Below are 17,324 nucleotides of genomic sequence, written 5' to 3'. Positions count from 1 at the left end.
AGGGTTAGATATGAGACCGCACATTGAAGTTGTCCTCGGGGACATCACCACGCAGCACGTTGATGTCATTGTCAATGCCGCCAATCCTTCGCTGATGGGCGGTGGCGGCGTCGATGGTGCCATTCATCGTGCCGCCGGGCCACAGCTGCTGGAAGCCTGTAAAATTGTTCGTCAGCAGCAGGGTGAGTTAGCGCCAGGACATGCGGTGATTACGATTGCAGGCGATCTGCCTGCCAAAGCAGTTATTCATGCGGTAGGCCCGATCTGGCAGGGCGGAGAGCATCATGAGGCGCGAAGCCTGGAAGATGCCTATCTGAATTGTCTGCGCCTGGCGGCCGCCAATGGCTATCAAACTATCGCCTTCCCGGCGATCAGCACCGGTGTCTACGGTTTTCCCAAGGCTGCTGCGGCGGCCATCGCGGTGACGACGGTTTCAGACTATCTCACCCGCAAGCCGTTACCGGAACGGGTATACTTTGTTTGCTATGATGACGAAAATGCCCGACTTTACCAACGACTCCTTACCCAGCGAGGAGAGGATCTCGACGCATAACACGCGACTCGGGCGTGCTATCGCGCCCGTCAATGCCGAACATCCGGGGATGTGTGGGCTGCTTCCTCTGGATGACAGCCTGGACGCGTTTGCCTGTCGCTACAGGCTTGCAGAAATGGCCGAGAAGACGCTGGATGTGCAGTACTACATCTGGGAAGACGATATGTCGGGGCGTCTGCTGTTTTCCGTGCTACTCGCTGCGGCATCGCGCGGCGTGCGGGTCAGGCTCTTGCTTGACGACAACAATACGCAGGGACTGGATGCTATCCTGCGCTTGCTCGATTCCCATCCCAATATCGACGTCCGGCTGTTTAACCCTTTCTCTTTCCGCACCCTGCGGGCGCTGGGTTATCTCACTGATTTCGCCCGACTTAACCGCCGAATGCACAATAAAAGTTTCACCGTCGACGGTGAAGCAACCATTGTGGGGGGCCGAAATGTCGGGGATGCCTATTTTGGGGCAGGGGAGGCGCCGCTCTTTTCCGATCTGGATGTGATGGCCATCGGGCCTGTGGTGGCGGATGTCACGGACGATTTCGAACGCTACTGGAACAGCGCCTGCGTCTCGCCCCTGAAGCAGGTGCTTGAGCTGTCGGAGGAGGAGATTGAAATGCGTCTCCATCCGCCGGAAGAGTGGTATCAGAATGACATTACCCAGCGGTACCTGGATAAACTCGAGTCCAGCCAGTTCATCACCCGGCTTGAAGCGCGCAATCTGCCGCTTATCTGGGCGAAAACCCGTCTGCTCAGCGATGATCCGCGTAAGGGGCTAGGACGGGCGAAGCGCCATTCCCTGCTGCCACAGCGTCTGCTGGATGTTATGGGCTCGCCGGTTGAGCAGATCGATATTATCTCTTCCTATTTTGTCCCGACACGCGCCGGCGTGGCGCTACTGCTGCAAATGGTGCGCAAGGGCGTCAAAATCGCGATTCTTACCAATTCGCTGGCGGCAAACGACGTGGCGGTGGTGCATGCGGGATATGCCCGCTGGCGCAAAAAACTGCTGCGTCATGGGATTGAACTCTACGAGCTGAAACCGACGCAGGATTTTGTCCCAGGCCTTCGGGATCGCGGCCTGACGGGGAATTCCGGCTCCAGCTTACATGCTAAAACCTTCAGCATTGATAACGAAAAAGTGTTTATCGGCTCGCTGAATTTTGATCCGCGCTCGACGATGCTTAACACCGAAATGGGGTTTGTCATTGAAAGCGAAACCTTGGCGCGCCTGATCCACCGACGTTTTCTGAAAAGCCGTCAGCATGAGGCGTGGCAAATCCGGCTGGATAAATTCGGGCGTTTAAACTGGGTGGAGCAAAAAGAGGGCGAGGAGATTGTGCTCAAGAAAGAGCCGAAAACGCGCTTCTGGCAGCGGGTGCTGGTGCGGCTCGCCTGGTGGCTGCCGGTGGAGTGGCTGCTGTAGACGCGCCGGAAGCCCGGCGCGACAGGGGCGTTAAGCGGCTTTGACGCTCTCCGCTTTGTTTTGCGGTTTACCGGAAAACAGGAAACGCAGCAGGGGAATTCGCAGATGAATTTCGTACAGCAGGATGGCAATCCCCACCACAAACACCAGACCGGTGAAAAAGCCTAATGCGTTAGAACGAATGTGCGGGGTGATATATGCACCAAAAAAGAGCGTCAGCGGGTGGTGAACCAGGTAGATAAACAGCGACGCGTTGACGAAATAGGTCACCCGCGCGGATTTGAAGTTCAGCAGGCGATGCCCCAGCGCAAACACCACGTTCACCATCCACAGCCCCAGCAGCATCGTAATCACGCTTTCTGTTTCATACATCCACGCATCGCCACTCCCATAACGCTGATTGAGCAGATAGGCCGCAAAGGCGAGGGCTGAACCGACGGCGCACCATGGCGATGGCGTGGTGAACAGCGCTTTGAGCTTCGGTGAGATGAACGCCAGCGCACCCAGCATAAAGAAGGGGATGTAGAACAGGGTTTGCATCACGACGAAGTTAAACAGCCCATCGCTCAGTACTGGCGGATAAACCATAAACAGAATACGGCGAATCGCGCCATAAGCGATACCCAGCACCAGGAAGTGCAGGGAGAGCTTGCCATAGGTGAGGTGGGGGAAATGCGATTCGTGATGCCGGCTAAGATGGCGGCGCAACTTGCTGAAAATCCACAGGCTCACGGTCGTCATCACCACCAGCACCAGCAGGAACCACAGGTGCGAAACCAGCTCCCAGACCAGGGTGTTGTATTTTTCATAGAGCGACAGGTTTTGCCAGTTTTCCGCTTTGCCTTTTACGTACTGCAACATGATGAACTGGGGCAGTGTCAGCAGCGGGATGGCGGTCAGCATCGGAATGCCGACGCGCTCGACGCGCACTTTCCACCAGCGCTTCATCGGATAGCGCAAAAACAGCATGTAGGAGAAATAGCCGGAAATGACGAAGAACACCTGCATGCGGAAGGAGTGAATAAAATCGTTAAACAGTGTCAGCCACCATGAGGGCTCTATACTGTTAACGTGCCAGGTGTGGCTGGAGTAAATCAGTGAGATGTGAAATGGGATCCCCAATAGCATCAGCCATGCCCGGATCGAGTCGAGGAAATATTCACGTTGTACAGGTACAGTGGTCATATAACTTTGTGCATTCTCAGACTTTTCGCCTTATCCATAAGGCTAATAGTGGTTACATTCGAAGCCAACCCTACACCAAGACCGACACCCTGTCTCCAGGATAAGCACGCAAAGTGAAGAGTGGGTTCTTCTCGTTGCTTAATCCATGAGCCAGCCGCTGAACAAAGCAGTGATAATGTTGTCGGATTGCCTGAATTTCCAGTAAAATGGATCGGATCGAATTAAGCACACAAAGGGGGAAGTGCTTACTTATTATGAAACATAAACCACAAATGATGAAAATGCGTTGGTTAGGTGCAGCAGTATTGTTGTCACTGTATACCTCTTCTGCATGGTCTTTTTCCATCGATGATGTCGCAAAACAGGCAAAATCGCTGGCCGACAAGGGCTATGAGGCGCCAAAAAGTAACCTGCCCTCCGTTTTCCGCGACATGAAATATGCGGACTATCAGCAGATCCAGTTCAATCACGATAAAGCGTACTGGAACAACATTAAAACCCCGTTCAAGCTTGAGTTTTATCATCAGGGTATGTATTTCGACACCCCGGTTGCCATCAATGAGGTGACGGCTACTGCGGTGCGTAAGATCAAGTACAACCCGGATTATTTTAATTTTGGCGATGTGAAACACGATAAAGACACCGTTAAAGACCTGGGATTTGCAGGCTTTAAAGTGCTTTACCCCATCAACAGCAAAGATAAAAACGACGAAATTGTCAGCATGCTGGGGGCCAGCTATTTCCGCGTGATCGGTTCCGGCCAGGTTTACGGTCTCTCTGCGCGTGGTCTGGCAATCGACACGGCGCTGCCGTCTGGTGAAGAATTCCCGCGTTTTCGTGAGTTCTGGATCGAGCGTCCAAAACCGACGGACAAACGCCTGACTATCTACGCACTGCTGGACTCCCCGCGTGCAACCGGTGCCTACCGTTTTGTGATCATTCCAGGTCGTGACTCGGTTATCGACGTGCAGTCCAAAGTTTACCTGCGCGACAAAGTGGGCAAACTGGGCGTTGCGCCACTGACCAGTATGTTCCTGTTCGGGCCGAACCAGCCCTCTCCGGCGACCAACTTCCGCCCGGAACTGCACGACTCTAACGGCCTGTCTATTCTTGCGGGCAACGGCGAGTGGATCTGGCGTCCGCTGAACAACCCGAAACACCTGGCGGTCAGCAGCTTTGCGATGGAAAACCCGCAGGGCTTTGGTCTGCTCCAGCGCGGTCGTCAGTTCTCTCGCTTTGAAGATCTCGACGATCGTTACGATCTGCGTCCAAGCGCCTGGGTCACGCCGAAAGGGGACTGGGGTAAAGGGAAAGTCGAGCTGGTTGAAATTCCAACCAACGATGAAACCAACGACAACATCGTCGCTTACTGGACGCCGGATCAGCTGCCGGAAGCCGGCAAAGAGATGAACTTCAAGTACACCATCACCTTCAGCCGCGATGAAGACAAACTGCATGCGCCGGACAACGCGTATGTGATGCAGACGCGTCGCTCAACGGGCGATGTGAAGCAGTCGAATCTCATTCGCCAGCCTGATGGTACCGTGGCGTTTGTGGTCGACTTCGCCGGTCAGGATATGAAAAAACTGACGCCGGATACGCCTGTCACGGCGCAAACCAGCATCGGTGACAATGGTGAAATCGTTGAGAGCACCGTGCGTTACAACCCGGTAACCAAAGGGTGGCGTTTAACCCTGCGCGTAAAAGTGAAAGATCCTAAACAGACCACTGAAATGCGCGCTGCGCTGGTCAATGCCGATCAGCCGCTGAGTGAAACCTGGAGCTATCAGCTACCTGCCAATGAATAATACATCTGAATATATCGATGCCATGCCGCTGACAGATATTGAGAAAGCGGCGCTGCCTAAGAGCGACATCCGCGCGGTTCATACCGCGCTGGATGGCGAGCATCACGAATTTACCCGTGATGACGATACGCCACTGGGATCCGTTAAGGCGCGTCTGGAGCAGGCCTGGCCGGATTCGCTGGCGGAAGGGCAGCTGGTTAAAGACGATGAGGGGCGCACCCAGCTGCAGGCTATGCCGAAAGCGACGCGCTCTTCCATGTTCCCGGACCCGTGGCGCACCAACCCGGTGGGCCGCTTCTGGGATCGTCTTCGCGGTCGCGATGTGGCGCCGCGCTATTTGTCTCGCCTGACCAAAGAACAGCAGGCGTCTGAGCAGAAGTGGCGTACCGTCGGCACCCTTCGTCGCTACACCCTGCTGGTTCTGACCCTGGCGCAAACCGTGGTCGCCACCTGGTACATGAAAACCATCCTGCCTTATCAGGGCTGGGCGCTGATCAATCCGGCCGACATGGTAGGACAGGATCTTTGGGTCTCCTTCATGCAGCTCCTGCCGTACATTCTGCAAAGTGGGATCCTCCTGCTGTTTGCGGTGTTGTTCTGCTGGGTCTCCGCCGGTTTCTGGACCGCGCTGATGGGCTTCCTGCAACTGCTGATGGGGCGTGACAAATACAGCATTTCAGCGTCGACGGTTGGGGATGAAGCCTTAAATCCCGAGCACCGCACTGCGCTGATCATGCCTATCTGTAACGAAGACGTTGACCGCGTATTCGCGGGTCTGCGCGCGACCTGGGAGTCTGTAAAGGCGACCGGCAACGCCGAGCATTTCGACGTCTACATCCTGAGCGACAGCTACAACCCGGACATCTGCGTGGCTGAGCAAAAAGCGTGGATGGAACTCATCGCGGAAGTGCAGGGCGAAGGGCAGATTTTCTACCGTCGCCGCCGTCGTCGTGTGAAGCGTAAAAGCGGTAACATCGATGACTTCTGCCGCCGCTGGGGTAATCAGTACAGCTACATGGTGGTGCTGGACGCCGACTCCGTGATGACCGGTGAGTGTCTGACTGGCCTGGTGCGCCTGATGGAAGCGAACCCGAACGCCGGGATCATTCAGTCATCGCCGAAAGCCTCCGGTATGGACACGCTGTATGCGCGCTGCCAGCAGTTTGCGACCCGCGTTTACGGCCCGCTGTTTACCGCCGGTCTGCACTTCTGGCAGCTAGGTGAATCCCACTACTGGGGCCACAACGCCATTATTCGTGTACAGCCCTTCATCGAACACTGTGCGCTGGCACCGCTGCCGGGCGAAGGCTCGTTTGCGGGTTCCATTTTGTCTCACGACTTCGTGGAAGCTGCGCTGATGCGCCGCGCAGGCTGGGGCGTGTGGATTGCCTACGATCTGCCTGGCTCCTATGAAGAACTGCCGCCGAACCTGCTGGATGAGTTAAAGCGTGACCGCCGCTGGTGTCACGGCAACCTGATGAACTTCCGTCTGTTCCTGGTCAAAGGGATGCACCCGGTTCACCGCGCCGTGTTCCTGACGGGGGTAATGTCTTATCTGTCTGCGCCGCTGTGGTTTATGTTCCTGGCCCTGTCGACCGCACTTCAGGTTGTCCATGCCCTGACCGAACCGCAGTACTTCCTGCAACCGCGCCAGCTGTTCCCGGTGTGGCCGCAGTGGCGTCCTGAACTGGCGATTGCGCTCTTTGCGTCAACCATGGTGCTGCTGTTCCTGCCTAAGCTGCTGAGTATCATTCTTATCTGGTGCAAAGGCTCGAAAGAGTTTGGTGGTTTCTGTCGCGTGACGCTTTCCCTGCTGCTCGAAGTGCTGTTCTCCGTGCTGCTGGCCCCGGTACGTATGTTGTTCCACACGGTGTTTGTGGTCAGCGCGTTCCTCGGTTGGGAAGTAGTCTGGAACTCGCCGCAGCGTGATGATGACTCCACGCCGTGGAGCGAAGCCTTTATGCGTCATGGCTCGCAGATGCTGCTGGGTCTGGTGTGGGCTGCCGGAATGGCATGGCTGGATTTACGCTTCCTGTTCTGGCTGGCGCCGATTGTGTTCTCGCTGATTCTGTCGCCGTTTGTCTCCGTGATTTCCAGCCGTTCAACGGTAGGATTACGTACCAAACGCTGGAAACTGTTCCTGATCCCGGAAGAGTACTCCCCGCCGCAGGTGCTGGTGGATACCGACAAGTATCTGGCAATGAACCGCAGCCGCTCGCTGGACGATGGCTTTATTCATGCGGTGTTTAACCCGTCGTTTAACGCCCTGGCCACCGCAATGGCAACGGCGCGTCACCGTGCAAGCCAGGTGCTGGAGATCGCCCGCGATCGCCACATCGAGCAGGCGCTCAACGAAACGCCGGAAAAACTGAACCGCGACCGCCGTCTGGTGCTGTTAAGCGATCCCGTGACGATGGCGCGTTTGCACTACCGCGTATGGTCCTCTCCGGAGAGATACTCTTCGTGGGTGAACTACTACTCGACGATAAAGCTGAACCCGCTGGCCCTGAAGGCGAAGTAAGCCGAACGACAATAAAAATACCGGCCAAGGCCGGTATTTTTTTATATGAGGTTTGAATGCGAATACTCATCGTGGTGATGATGGCGCTGCTGCTCAGCGGCTGCGGCAGCATTATCAGCCGTACCATTCCCGGTCAGGGCCATGGCAACCAGTACTATCCCGGCGTGCAATGGGACGTTCGTGACTCCGCATGGCGTTATGTCACGATTATCGATCTGCCGTTCTCGCTGGTCTTCGACACGCTGTTGCTGCCCATCGACGCCCAGCACGGCCCTTACGAATAGGGCTGATTAACGCTCGTCCCACTCATCCGCTGCGGTTTGCCCCTCTTCGGTATCCAGCGGCGGCTCAAGCTGAAACTCACCCTCATCCCATTCATGGAGGGTGTTTTCTTCCTGCCACTCCTGACGCAGCTCGATCTCTTCATAATCACCGTCGAACACCGCCTGAGCTGCTTGACCACTCAGCACGGGCAGGCATTCACCGTCTTCCCCCTCGTCTGCAAAGAATTCGGCCTGCCACATGATATCGCCATCCTGCAGGACATATTTTTGAATATTGAGTTGTTGGATGTCCGCATCCTCTTCCTCGACGTTGGTGTTGTCGGCGAGGAACTCTTCACGGGCGGCATCAATCGCTTCTTCCAGCGTGGCATACATGGTCATCGGTTTCTCCCTGTGATTCGCAGTGGTGTTCAGGGAAAGAATAGCTGATTCTCTGATTTTGCAAGTATGAATGGGGCAATAAGTTGTCAGGAGGATGCATTAAGGGCAGGCCGCGAGGCGCGGGCCAGACTCCACCAGGAGTAAATGGCGTTAAAGAGCACGACGCTTGCCGTCACAATAAAGACCGCGCGGAAGCCAAAGCTGGCGGAGATCCCGGCGCCGACCAGTGGGCCGGTGACGTTACCAATATCGCGAAACGACTGGTTATAGCTGAAGATTCGCCCGGCGATTTGGTTTGTCGAATTGTAGACCAGCAGGGTTTGCACTGCCGGAAGCAGTGCGCCGTCAGCGGCGCCCAGTAAAAAGCGCAGCACGCCGAGTTGCCACGGGGTTTGCACGAAGGACATCGGGATCAGCAGCAGAACCGAGATCACCAGCGCGGCAATCAGGATCTTCTCCGGGCCGATACGATCGCCAAGCTTCCCGAGACGCGGTGCGCTCAGCAGCGCCGCAACGCCCGGCACGGAGGCTATCATGCCGCTAATAAACGCGATATTGCTGACATTCCCGGCCAGTTCGCGCACATACAGCGTCAAAATCGGGGCGATCGATCCGGTCGCCACCTGGATAATCATCGTCGTCACGAACAGGCTCAACACCAGCTTCGGGTTTTTCAGCGAGCCGATAACATCGCGCGCATGCAGCATCTCTTTTTTCGACACCGGCGTGAAGTTTTCGCGAATAAAGAACGCTGTCAGCAGGAAGCAGGCAAAGAGCACGCTGGCGGTGATGAAAAACACGGGACGCAATCCGTAGGTATCGGCCATCAGCCCCCGGCGAGCGGACCCAACAGTGCGCCACTGACGCCGCCGGTCGATAAGGTGCCGAGCGCCCACCCGCTTTTATGGCGAGGAATTTGCGTGGCGATAAGGGCGTTAGCGTTAGGGACAAATCCACCTAATAGGCCCAGTAGCGCGCGCAAGATCAGGAACTGCCAGATATTCTGCGCCATCCCCATCAGCACCATGATAATCGCCATCCCGAGCGCAGAACGCAACAGCATGATCTTGCGCCCCTTGCGGTCGGCAAGCCCGCCCCAGAAAGGAGAGGCAATGGCTGAGAACAGGAAAGTGATACTGAATACCAGACCGGACCACATATTCAGTGCGCTATGGCCCGTCACGCCGAGTTGCTCGACATACAGCGGCAGGAAAGGCATCACCAGGCTAAATCCGGCTCCGGTTAAAAAACAGCCGAGCCAGGCCACGACGAGGTTACGTTTCCAGTTTATGGGGGCATCTGAGGGCGACATAGCATTCCGCATTGCGATAAAAGAAGATAGTAAGCTTGCTAATTATGCGCCTGGGGGATGATTGCTGCAATGCGAAGGGCTTTTAAAGCTAAAAGCGATGCGGCCTGAACGACCGCAAGGAGGTTAGTTAGTAGCGGGAAGGCATGCCTTGTGGACGCGTCTTAAAGCGGCGATGCAGCCACATATACTGCTCCGGCGCGTGCATGATGCATTGCTCAATGATGCCGTTCATCCAGCGGGCCGTGGTTTCTGCATCATCCAGCGGCGGTGTGCGCTCTGGCTCAAGCATCATCAGCTCGTAGCCTTTTCCGTCTGGTTTACGACGCGGAACAAAAGGCACAACGGCGGCTTTAGACATACGGGCCAGCATCCAGGTACCGGTGGTGGTCGCCGTTTCCTGAACGGCAAAGAAAGGGACGAACACGCTGGATTGCTTACCGTAATCGTGGTCAGGGGCATACCAGATCACTTCACCGTTTTTCAGCGCGCGGATCATCCCTTTGAGGTCTTTACGGTCAATCATGCTCTTATTGGAGCGCATACGGCCCCAGGTTTGCAGAAGATCGATCACCGGATTATCGTTCGGGCGATAGACGCCGATGCCGGGAGCCTGCATGCCAAACATCCTTGCGCCTATTTCGAGCGTCAGGAAGTGAATGCCAATCAGCAGCACGCCGGTTTTTTCCGCCTGCAGGGTATGCACTGGCTCCATGCCTGTTCCGGTCACGTCAAACCAGCGCGCCATACGTTTATCGGGCCAGAACCAGGCCATTCCGGTTTCCATCAGACCCATGCCGACAGATTCGAAATTCTTGCGCAGCATCCGCTCGCGCTCCTGTTCGCCCATGTCTGGAAAACAAAGTTCCAGATTGCGGTTCGCAATCTTGACGCGTCGTTTCATAAAGCGCTGAGCGAGATGACCAAGACCGCAACCGATGCGATAGATCACCGGATAGGGAAGTTGAACCAGCATCCATAAAAGGCCGATGCCGGCCCAGGTTGGCCAGTAACGTGGATGAAGCAACGCCGTTGAAAACTGAGGTAATCGGGTCATGTCTTTCCTGTCTTTTTCGTCCTTATGCCAGCATTCTCGCATTTTTTAAATACATAACCAAAACGAAAGGGCGCCAAATGAACGCTTTTGCAGCAATTGTTGCTACTTTATTTTCTGGATGAGGGAAATGTAGCGCAAAATGTGGGGATGTAAATTCTCATTGTATGCTATATGATGCCGCCGATTTTCTTTCTCTTAACGATTGCAGGAACCGTACACCATGCCAGTGTTACACAACCGCATTTCGAATGAGACCTTGAAAGCACGCATGCTGGCGGAAACCGAAGCGCGTGTAACCATCTCATTCTACAAATATTTTACCATTGAAGAGCCGCAGGTCACCCGCGACGCACTCTATAAAGCCTTTGAAGCGCTGAAGGTATTTGGCCGCGTATATCTGGCTCATGAAGGGATCAACGCGCAGATCAGCGTGCCAGAAAGTAAAGTAAACGCCTTCCGCGATTTTCTTTATGGTTTTGATCCCGCTCTCAACAACGTGCGCCTGAACGTTGCCCTCGATGATGACGGGAAATCCTTCTGGGTGCTGCGCATGAAAGTGCGTGAGCGCATCGTGGCCGACGGCATCGACGATCCGACGTTCAACGCCGCTGATGTCGGCGAATATCTGAAAGCGGCAGAAGTGAACGCCATGCTGGACGATCCTGATGCCGTGTTTATCGATATGCGCAACCACTACGAATATGAAGTAGGCCATTTCGAAAACGCGCTGGAAATCCCGGCGGACACATTCCGCGAGCAACTGCCGAAAGCCGTGGAGATGATGCAGGAACACAAAGATAAAAAAATTGTGATGTACTGCACCGGCGGTATTCGCTGTGAAAAAGCCAGCGCCTTTATGAAACACAGCGGTTTCAATAAAGTCTGGCATATCGAAGGCGGGATTATTGAGTACGCCCGTCGCGCGCGTGAGCAGGGCCTGCCGGTGCGTTTTATTGGTAAGAACTTCGTCTTTGACGAGCGTATGGGCGAGCGCATCTCCGAAGATGTGATCGCGCACTGTCATCAGTGCGGTACGCCGTGTGACACCCACACCAACTGCAAAAATGACGGCTGCCATCTGCTGTTTATTCAGTGTCCGAGCTGTGCCGAGAAGTTCAGAGGCTGCTGTAGCGAGCTGTGTAGCGAAGAGAGCGTACTGCCTGAAGAAGAGCAGCGCCGCCGTCGCGCAGGGCGAGAAAACGGCAACAAGATTTTCAATAAATCGCGTGGTCGTCTGAATACCAAACTGGGCATCCCTGACCCGGAATAAATAAGAAATCCCGGCGCAAAATGCGGCCGGGATTTTTTTTATCAGGACTTCTGCTGCACGCCTTCCACGGAAATAATCAGATCCACTTCCTGCGATGCCGGGCCTAAATCGGTGGTGATGTTGAAATCTTTCAGACGGATTTTACCCTCAGCCTCAAAGCCAGCGCGTTTGCCGCCCCACGGATCATCCCCCTGACCAATGAGTTTCGCATCGAGGGTGACAGGTTTCGTCACGCCGTTCAGGGTCAGATTGCCGGTGATATCCAGATCATCTCCGTCCTTTTTCACTTCCGTTGAGGTAAATGTCGCCTGCGGGAATTTCGCCACGTTGAGGAAATCCGCGCTGCGCAGATGTTTATCACGCTCTGCGTGGTTGGTATCGAGGCTGTTGGTATTGATGGTCACATTCACTTTATCTGCGGCGGGATTTTTCTCGTCAAAGGTAAAAGTGCCGTCGAAATCTTTAAAGGTGCCGTACAGCCAGCTGTAGCCCAGATGCTGAATACGGAAATTCACGAAGGCGTGCTGGCCCTCTTTATCGATTTTGTAATCAGCGGCCACGGCGGAGCCGGTGACAAATACCAAAGAACCTAACGCGATACCCAGCAGGTGTTTTTTCATTTTATGCTCCAGAGTCTACAGACGATCGGCCCAGCATGCGCTTGAGCGTGGCGTCTTTATCGATGAAATGATGTTTAAGGGCCGCAAGGCCGTGCAGGACAGAAAGAATCACGACGCCCCAGGCAAGCCAGAGATGCACCTGGCCTGCCAGATCGGCCTGGGAACCGGCATCCGCCAGGGTAGCCGGAACCTCAAAGAGACCAAAGACGCTGATCGGTTTACCGTCGGCTGTCGAAATCAGATACCCGCTAATCAAAATGGCAAACAGCAGGCCATACAGGGCGATGTGAGCGGCGATGGCGCTCAGTCGCGTCAATTTGCTGTAGCTTTTTAGCGCCGGTGGAGGAGGGGAAATGTGACGCCAGACAATACGGACCACCAGGCTCATCATCAACAGGATGCCAATGCTTTTGTGCAGTTCAGGCGCCTGGTGATACCAGCCGTCGTAATAGCTAAGCGTCACCATCCACAACCCTAAGCCGAACATGCCATAAACCGCGAGAGCAATTAACCAGTGCAAGCATATGGATATTATTCCATAGCGTGCAGAAGAATTACGCAGCTGCATAATGATGACCATCCCTAATTAATTTGAAGGGTAAAAATGGCCTGTGAAAAGGTTTATTGCAACTGATATTTAAGCATTAGGAATATTCATTTTTCTATTTCAATATTTTTGATTGTGTAACGCGATTCTGATTCAATTCATTCGTGTTTAAGTGGCTGCTCTTAGGTGGGAAAGGGTTTTCGGGTGTTGTGGGGTAATCAAATTATTTGCGGACAGATTAAGGTAATATAAAGTATTGTCAATTATCGTCAGCGTGTCTTTTCAGAAAAATACAATATAAATAACATCGATGATGGCAAGCATTGACCATAGAAAAATATAGAGCATCAAATGCTCGCGGATATTGTTTACCAGATAATCAAAGATCCTGCGCATTATCTCTGTCCGACGATATAAAGAGAAAGGCCCCGACGGGTCGGAGCCTGAAAAGAGGATTATCCGCCAAAACGCGCGAGAGAGAAGGGGGCCAGATCAAACTGCGGAGTGATACCCTGCGCAAACTGCGCGGCGATTTCACCCAGCACGGAGGCGAATTTAAACCCGTGTCCGCTTAGCCCGGTGATCAGCAGCGTATTGTCGTGGCCAGGAAGCGTATCGATAATAAAATCTTCATCCGGAGTGTTGTCGTACGTACAGGCGGCACCGTACAGTAGCCCGCCCACGCCGGGTAGCACATTGCGCAGGAAGTTGAACGCCTCGGAACCATCGCCCGGCAAAGCACCGAACGCTTTGCGCTCCTCCGGGGAGGAGATGATCTGCCCGCCGTTATGCTTACCAATCTTGAGTGCGTCTTTTTCAGACGGGAAGCCGTAAAACTGATCGCCATTCGGCAGCTCGCCGGTAAAGGCCGGGAATTTATTCTGGGTGCTGAAACGCCCGTCGGCCTGGAACCAGGAGAAAACTTTACGCACCGGCTGAACCGGCAGCTCAGGCATCAGTTTCGTGACCCATGTCCCGGCACTGACCAGCAGGCGGGAGGCGGTATAAGGCCCTTCCGGCGTCTCAACGGTAACACCGTCGTCACTATGCTGGATGGCCGTGACCGGGCAGTTAAAGAGCTGAGCGCAGCCCGCTTTTTCCGCGAGGGAGACCCAGGTTTTGATGGCGGTTTCGCAATGCAGTACGCCGGAGTTGGCTTCAAAGAGTCCGATGTAATCCTCGGGAACGGTGATCTCTGGCCAGCGTTTCATGACGGCTGCGGCGTCGAGGCGTTCTACGTCGAGATTGAATTCGCGGGCACTGTGCTCCACGTTCGCCAGGAATTCCGAGTGCGCAGGACCGAGATTCACCACGCCCGTGCGCTCGAAAATTTTATCTTCGGTCAGGGCTGATAATTCATCCCAGAGTTGTTGCGCCCGCAGTACCAGCGGAACGTAGCGCTCGCCTTCGCCATAGGCATGGCGGATGAGGCGGGTGTCGCCGTGATGGCTCCCCTCAGCATGCGGAGGAAGGTGGGAATCAATCATCAGGACGTTCAGGCCAGCAAGGGTTGCGTAATAACCCGCAGCAGAGCCGACGGAGCCGCTGCCTAAAATAATCAAGTCGTATTTCATGAGTATCTCTTAAACCAGGACTTAAGTTTGCAGAGTAAATAAGATGAAAGGCTTATTCAAGGGAGAAATAAATGAGGCACCCCTTAGGTGCCTGTTGAGTGAATGTAGGGCATAAAATTAATGCCGACGATACTCATTTTCCTGGTAGTCGCCAGACTCTATTTTGGCAATACCTGCCTCTAAAATAGAAATAAACTGACGGGCGACATCTGTGGTCAGCCACAGTGTCTGTCCAACTTCCGCTTCTTCACGGCTAGGCTGATTCGGGGTCTGGTAGTGCAAACGCAGCATCAGCGCATCGTAGCTGTCTACGGTACTGATGTCCCATCCGACAAGTGGATGAGTCTGGATGACTTCATTATTCTTTTCCATCATAACCCCGTAATACGTGTGAGAAGACAACGACTGTGAGGTTCAATGCGTGTTTTTCTGAAGCAACTTCAGTATATCAATAAATAAGGGATATGAAGGGAAAAATAAACAGCCCGCAACCTAAATTTCTGCTTTTTAGGATTGTTTGAACAATAAAACGCCATCTTATTCACGTTTTTTTAAGAAGATACGCAATTAATTTGAACTTATTTAATCGGCATAAAAAAAGCCGGGGCGACCCGGCAAAAAATGACAATGAGGGAGTTTGAATTAATCGGTGATGAACCAGTCGTCGGCGCTTTCCCAGGTTTCTTGCAGGATTTCGCTAATGCGATCTTTATCCTCTTTTGCCCCACCGAGGACGGAAAGATTGTTCGCGGAGGCGTAACGGACGGTGACAGCCCCTTCCTGATCGGGGAACGTGCTGTTGATGCGACGGGAGAGTTCTCCGGCCAGCGCATCCAGCGCGCCAGCAGGCAAAGTGGTTGTTTTGGCGATAGTCACTTCGATACGCATAATTGCCCCCTGTGTAATATACTGTTTATTTATACAGGCATTATATTGAACTTACAACAGGGGGCGATAAAAAATTACTGTTTAACCGTCCAGTTAACGGTTTCACCGGCCAGGAACGGGATCAGCGTGTCGTCTGTCAGGGCGATAGTATCGACGACCTGGCTCTGTTTGCGTTCCAGCTCGATAAAGGTTTCATTCACCGGCAGGCCGTAGAAGCGCGGGCCGTTCAGGGAACAGAAGGCTTCGAAGTGCTCCAGCGCGCCCATCTCTTCAAATACCGTGGCGTAGCTGGCCAGCGCCGTTGGGGCGTTGAAACAGCCCGCACAGCCGCAGCTGGCCTCTTTACGATGACGCGCGTGCGGGGCGGAGTCGGTTCCGAGGAAGGCGCGGGTAAAACCGCCGGCGACCAGTTCACGCAGCGCCTGCTGGTGGATATTGCGCTTGAGGATCGGCAGGCAGTACAGGTGAGGGCGCACACCGCCGACCAGCATGTGGTTACGGTTGAACATCAGGTGCTGAGGGGTGATTGTCGCGGCGAGCAGATCGTTGCCGTCGCGCACATATTCGGCCGCGTCTTTGGTGGTAATGTGCTCAAAGACCACTTTCAGCCCCTGCAGACGCTGGCGCAGCGGTTCCATCACGGTCTCGATAAAGCGTGCTTCGCGGTCAAAAATATCGATATCGGGATGCGTCACTTCGCCGTGGATAAGCAGCGGCATGCCCAGTTTTTCCATGCGTTCCAGGACCGGCATAATAGCATCCGTGCTGGTCACACCGTGGCTGGAGTTGGTGGTGGCATTGGCCGGGTAGAGTTTGGCGGCAGTGAACACGCCTTCATTAAAGCCGCGTTCGACTTCGTTCGGGTCGAGCGAATCGGTGAGGTAGCAGGTCATCAGCGGGGTAAAATCATGGCCTGCCGGAACGGCATCGAGAATGCGCTGACGGTAGGCAATTGCGGCATCAACGGTGGTGACTGGTGGAACCAGGTTAGGCATGACAATCGCGCGGCCATAGATTTCGCTGGTGTAAGGGACAACGGTTTTCAGCATGTCGCCATCGCGCAGATGGATATGCCAGTCGTCAGGGCGGCGGATTTTCAGAACCTGGGGATGTGCAGTCATTGATATGCTCCGGCTTATCAGGAATCAGTCATAAGGATGGCTGTTTTTGCCGGACACAAATCATAAGGGGAAACGTTTTCGTTTGCACACATTTCCGTTAAATAGCAGTGTAAAAAAAGGGCGCACACGGCGCCCTCTCGATTAATTCGTAAACGGGATGATAATTTCACCCGGTTTCACTTCAATCCCCTTGGCGTATTTCTTCGCCAGCGCTTCACCTTTGCTTCTGTCCTCGCTCAGCACATAGGCAGGCTGCTGATTGAAATAGTTCCGCAGCGACTGGTTCAGATACGGCATCAGGGTTTGCAGCACCGGTTTCATTTTCTCCGGCGTCACTTCGGCATCCACGATCTCCATTTCCTGAAGATAGATGGCCCCTTTCTCTTTGTTAAAGACCGGCAGCGCTTTCAGTTTCAGCTTAATGTTCGCTTTCTGGCTGCCAAACAGGGAGTTCATATCCAGTTTGGCGTCGCCGGAGAGCGTGACTTTATTCGGCTCTTCGCGGCCAATCTGGCTGACGAGTTGATTGAGTACGATATGGGCATCGGCGACGCCGGGCACACCGATATCTTTGGAGAAGTTATTGTGTTTTTCCAGCGCCTGATTAATTTCCTGCTCACTAACGCTGTATTGCGTAAGCTGGTTACAACCGACCAGCAGGCCGCTGATAACTAACGCAGCAGCAATGACAATCTTTTTCATGGGGTTCCTCAACATGATGTCGGCGCTCTTGTCCTGACGCCTCAGTATGTCAGGGGGGTATACCAGTTACCAGCAGAAAAACCT

General features: G+C 54.2%; 17 protein-coding genes and 1 pseudogene. 6 read left to right on the top strand and 12 right to left on the bottom strand.

Annotation, left to right across the window (positions count from 1 at the left end; all coding sequences use genetic code 11):
* Nucleotides 1-10 precede the first annotated feature (10 nt).
* Both ymdB and DAI21_RS18635 read left to right on the top strand, forming a co-directional pair.
* Nucleotides 11-553 (top strand): O-acetyl-ADP-ribose deacetylase, encoded by a 543-nt coding sequence (gene ymdB, locus DAI21_RS18640; protein ID WP_100780626.1) that lies wholly within the window; start codon nucleotides 11-13, stop codon nucleotides 551-553.
* Nucleotides 489-1,973: a phospholipase D family protein gene (locus tag DAI21_RS18635; protein WP_198520758.1), complete on the top strand. Its 1,485-nt coding sequence runs from the start codon at nucleotides 489-491 to the stop codon at nucleotides 1,971-1,973. Before ymdB ends, DAI21_RS18635 begins: the two co-directional genes overlap by 65 nt.
* 30 nt (nucleotides 1,974-2,003) lie before the next feature.
* Here the strand turns inward: DAI21_RS18635 and mdoC are convergent, their stop codons facing one another.
* Entirely contained in the window at nucleotides 2,004-3,158 is a 1,155-nt protein-coding gene (mdoC, locus tag DAI21_RS18630; RefSeq protein ID WP_107703888.1) for a glucans biosynthesis protein MdoC, read from the bottom strand.
* Nucleotides 3,159-3,430: 272 nt separating this feature from the next.
* Here mdoC and mdoG point away from each other — a divergent pair, with 272 nt between their 5' ends.
* The 3 genes from mdoG to DAI21_RS18610 are packed head-to-tail and all read left to right on the top strand — an operon-like array spanning nucleotide 3,431 to nucleotide 7,771.
* Nucleotides 3,431-4,966, top strand: coding sequence for a glucans biosynthesis protein MdoG (mdoG, locus tag DAI21_RS18620; RefSeq protein WP_100780903.1), 1,536 nt, complete (start codon nucleotides 3,431-3,433; stop codon nucleotides 4,964-4,966).
* Complete coding sequence (gene mdoH / locus DAI21_RS18615; protein ID WP_102105554.1) at nucleotides 4,959-7,487, top strand: glucans biosynthesis glucosyltransferase MdoH; 2,529 nt, start codon at nucleotides 4,959-4,961, stop codon at nucleotides 7,485-7,487. The genes mdoG and mdoH overlap by 8 nt, the downstream gene beginning before the upstream one ends.
* A 56-nt stretch (nucleotides 7,488-7,543) precedes the next feature.
* Nucleotides 7,544-7,771: a YceK/YidQ family lipoprotein gene (locus DAI21_RS18610; RefSeq protein WP_100780622.1), complete on the top strand. Its 228-nt coding sequence runs from the start codon at nucleotides 7,544-7,546 to the stop codon at nucleotides 7,769-7,771.
* A gap of 6 nt (nucleotides 7,772-7,777) precedes the next feature.
* Here DAI21_RS18610 and DAI21_RS18605 read toward each other — a convergent pair whose 3' ends face one another.
* The 3 genes and pseudogenes from DAI21_RS18605 to DAI21_RS18595 form a co-directional block, all read right to left on the bottom strand.
* On the bottom strand, nucleotides 7,778-8,152 hold the full coding sequence (locus tag DAI21_RS18605; RefSeq protein WP_100780621.1) for a MysB family protein: 375 nt from the start codon (nucleotides 8,150-8,152) through the stop codon (nucleotides 7,778-7,780).
* Between the two features lie 86 nt (nucleotides 8,153-8,238).
* A pseudogene (mdtG, locus tag DAI21_RS18600) lies at nucleotides 8,239-9,464 on the bottom strand (multidrug efflux MFS transporter MdtG).
* Between the two features lie 127 nt (nucleotides 9,465-9,591).
* Entirely contained in the window at nucleotides 9,592-10,518 is a 927-nt protein-coding gene (locus tag DAI21_RS18595; RefSeq protein WP_107703887.1) for a Kdo(2)-lipid IV(A) acyltransferase, read from the bottom strand.
* Nucleotides 10,519-10,738: 220 nt separating this feature from the next.
* Between DAI21_RS18595 and DAI21_RS18590 the strand changes: the two genes are divergently transcribed.
* Nucleotides 10,739-11,788 carry a rhodanese-related sulfurtransferase gene (locus DAI21_RS18590; RefSeq protein ID WP_100780618.1) on the top strand — a complete coding sequence of 350 codons (1,050 nt, stop codon included), beginning with the start codon at nucleotides 10,739-10,741 and terminating at the stop codon, nucleotides 11,786-11,788.
* A 41-nt stretch (nucleotides 11,789-11,829) separates the two neighbouring features.
* On the opposite strand, the gene DAI21_RS18585 is transcribed toward DAI21_RS18590, so the two are convergent.
* The 8 genes from DAI21_RS18585 to DAI21_RS18550 form a co-directional block, all read right to left on the bottom strand.
* Entirely contained in the window at nucleotides 11,830-12,408 is a 579-nt protein-coding gene (locus DAI21_RS18585; RefSeq protein ID WP_102105551.1) for a YceI family protein, read from the bottom strand.
* 1 nt (nucleotide 12,409) lies between these two features.
* Nucleotides 12,410-12,976: a cytochrome b gene (locus DAI21_RS18580; RefSeq protein WP_100780902.1), complete on the bottom strand. Its 567-nt coding sequence runs from the start codon at nucleotides 12,974-12,976 to the stop codon at nucleotides 12,410-12,412.
* Nucleotides 12,977-13,237: 261 nt separating this feature from the next.
* Entirely contained in the window at nucleotides 13,238-13,351 is a 114-nt protein-coding gene (locus tag DAI21_RS18575) for a YceO family protein (RefSeq protein WP_100780616.1), read from the bottom strand.
* 59 nt (nucleotides 13,352-13,410) lie between these two features.
* Nucleotides 13,411-14,529, bottom strand: a complete 1,119-nt coding sequence (gene solA, locus DAI21_RS18570) for an N-methyl-L-tryptophan oxidase (RefSeq protein ID WP_107703886.1) — start codon at nucleotides 14,527-14,529, stop codon at nucleotides 13,411-13,413.
* A 117-nt stretch (nucleotides 14,530-14,646) separates the two neighbouring features.
* The gene (bssS, locus tag DAI21_RS18565) at nucleotides 14,647-14,901 is read right to left on the bottom strand and encodes a biofilm formation regulator BssS (RefSeq protein WP_095281565.1); all 255 of its coding nucleotides are present in this window, start codon (nucleotides 14,899-14,901) and stop codon (nucleotides 14,647-14,649) included.
* Nucleotides 14,902-15,171: 270 nt separating this feature from the next.
* Nucleotides 15,172-15,417, bottom strand: coding sequence for a DNA damage-inducible protein I (dinI, locus tag DAI21_RS18560; protein ID WP_100780614.1), 246 nt, complete (start codon nucleotides 15,415-15,417; stop codon nucleotides 15,172-15,174).
* 74 nt (nucleotides 15,418-15,491) lie between these two features.
* Nucleotides 15,492-16,538 carry a dihydroorotase gene (gene pyrC / locus DAI21_RS18555; protein ID WP_107703885.1) on the bottom strand — a complete coding sequence of 349 codons (1,047 nt, stop codon included), beginning with the start codon at nucleotides 16,536-16,538 and terminating at the stop codon, nucleotides 15,492-15,494.
* A 141-nt stretch (nucleotides 16,539-16,679) separates the two neighbouring features.
* Nucleotides 16,680-17,240: a lipoprotein gene (locus tag DAI21_RS18550; RefSeq protein WP_100780612.1), complete on the bottom strand. Its 561-nt coding sequence runs from the start codon at nucleotides 17,238-17,240 to the stop codon at nucleotides 16,680-16,682.
* Between the last annotated feature and the right edge of the window lie 84 nt (nucleotides 17,241-17,324).

It is taken from the genome of Lelliottia sp. WB101 (genome assembly GCF_003051885.1).
Classification (GTDB): Bacteria; Pseudomonadota; Gammaproteobacteria; order Enterobacterales; family Enterobacteriaceae; genus Enterobacter; species Enterobacter nimipressuralis.
This window is presented reverse-complemented; position numbering and strand designations above follow the sequence as displayed.

Coding starts and splice junctions, on each gene's coding strand:
- DAI21_RS18595 (WP_107703887.1), bottom strand. CDS start 10,518: ATGACCCGATTACCTCAGTTTTCAACGGCGTTGCTTCATCCACGTTAC.
- DAI21_RS18605 (WP_100780621.1), bottom strand. CDS start 8,152: ATGACCATGTATGCCACGCTGGAAGAAGCGATTGATGCCGCCCGTGAA.
- dinI (WP_100780614.1), bottom strand. CDS start 15,417: ATGCGTATCGAAGTGACTATCGCCAAAACAACCACTTTGCCTGCTGGC.
- DAI21_RS18580 (WP_100780902.1), bottom strand. CDS start 12,976: ATGCAGCTGCGTAATTCTTCTGCACGCTATGGAATAATATCCATATGC.
- mdoG (WP_100780903.1), top strand. CDS start 3,431: ATGATGAAAATGCGTTGGTTAGGTGCAGCAGTATTGTTGTCACTGTAT.
- DAI21_RS18610 (WP_100780622.1), top strand. CDS start 7,544: ATGCGAATACTCATCGTGGTGATGATGGCGCTGCTGCTCAGCGGCTGC.
- mdoH (WP_102105554.1), top strand. CDS start 4,959: ATGAATAATACATCTGAATATATCGATGCCATGCCGCTGACAGATATT.
- DAI21_RS18575 (WP_100780616.1), bottom strand. CDS start 13,351: ATGCGCAGGATCTTTGATTATCTGGTAAACAATATCCGCGAGCATTTG.
- pyrC (WP_107703885.1), bottom strand. CDS start 16,538: ATGACTGCACATCCCCAGGTTCTGAAAATCCGCCGCCCTGACGACTGG.
- DAI21_RS18550 (WP_100780612.1), bottom strand. CDS start 17,240: ATGAAAAAGATTGTCATTGCTGCTGCGTTAGTTATCAGCGGCCTGCTG.
- DAI21_RS18590 (WP_100780618.1), top strand. CDS start 10,739: ATGCCAGTGTTACACAACCGCATTTCGAATGAGACCTTGAAAGCACGC.
- DAI21_RS18635 (WP_198520758.1), top strand. CDS start 489: ATGACGAAAATGCCCGACTTTACCAACGACTCCTTACCCAGCGAGGAG.
- ymdB (WP_100780626.1), top strand. CDS start 11: ATGAGACCGCACATTGAAGTTGTCCTCGGGGACATCACCACGCAGCAC.
- DAI21_RS18585 (WP_102105551.1), bottom strand. CDS start 12,408: ATGAAAAAACACCTGCTGGGTATCGCGTTAGGTTCTTTGGTATTTGTC.
- bssS (WP_095281565.1), bottom strand. CDS start 14,901: ATGGAAAAGAATAATGAAGTCATCCAGACTCATCCACTTGTCGGATGG.
- mdoC (WP_107703888.1), bottom strand. CDS start 3,158: ATGACCACTGTACCTGTACAACGTGAATATTTCCTCGACTCGATCCGG.
- solA (WP_107703886.1), bottom strand. CDS start 14,529: ATGAAATACGACTTGATTATTTTAGGCAGCGGCTCCGTCGGCTCTGCT.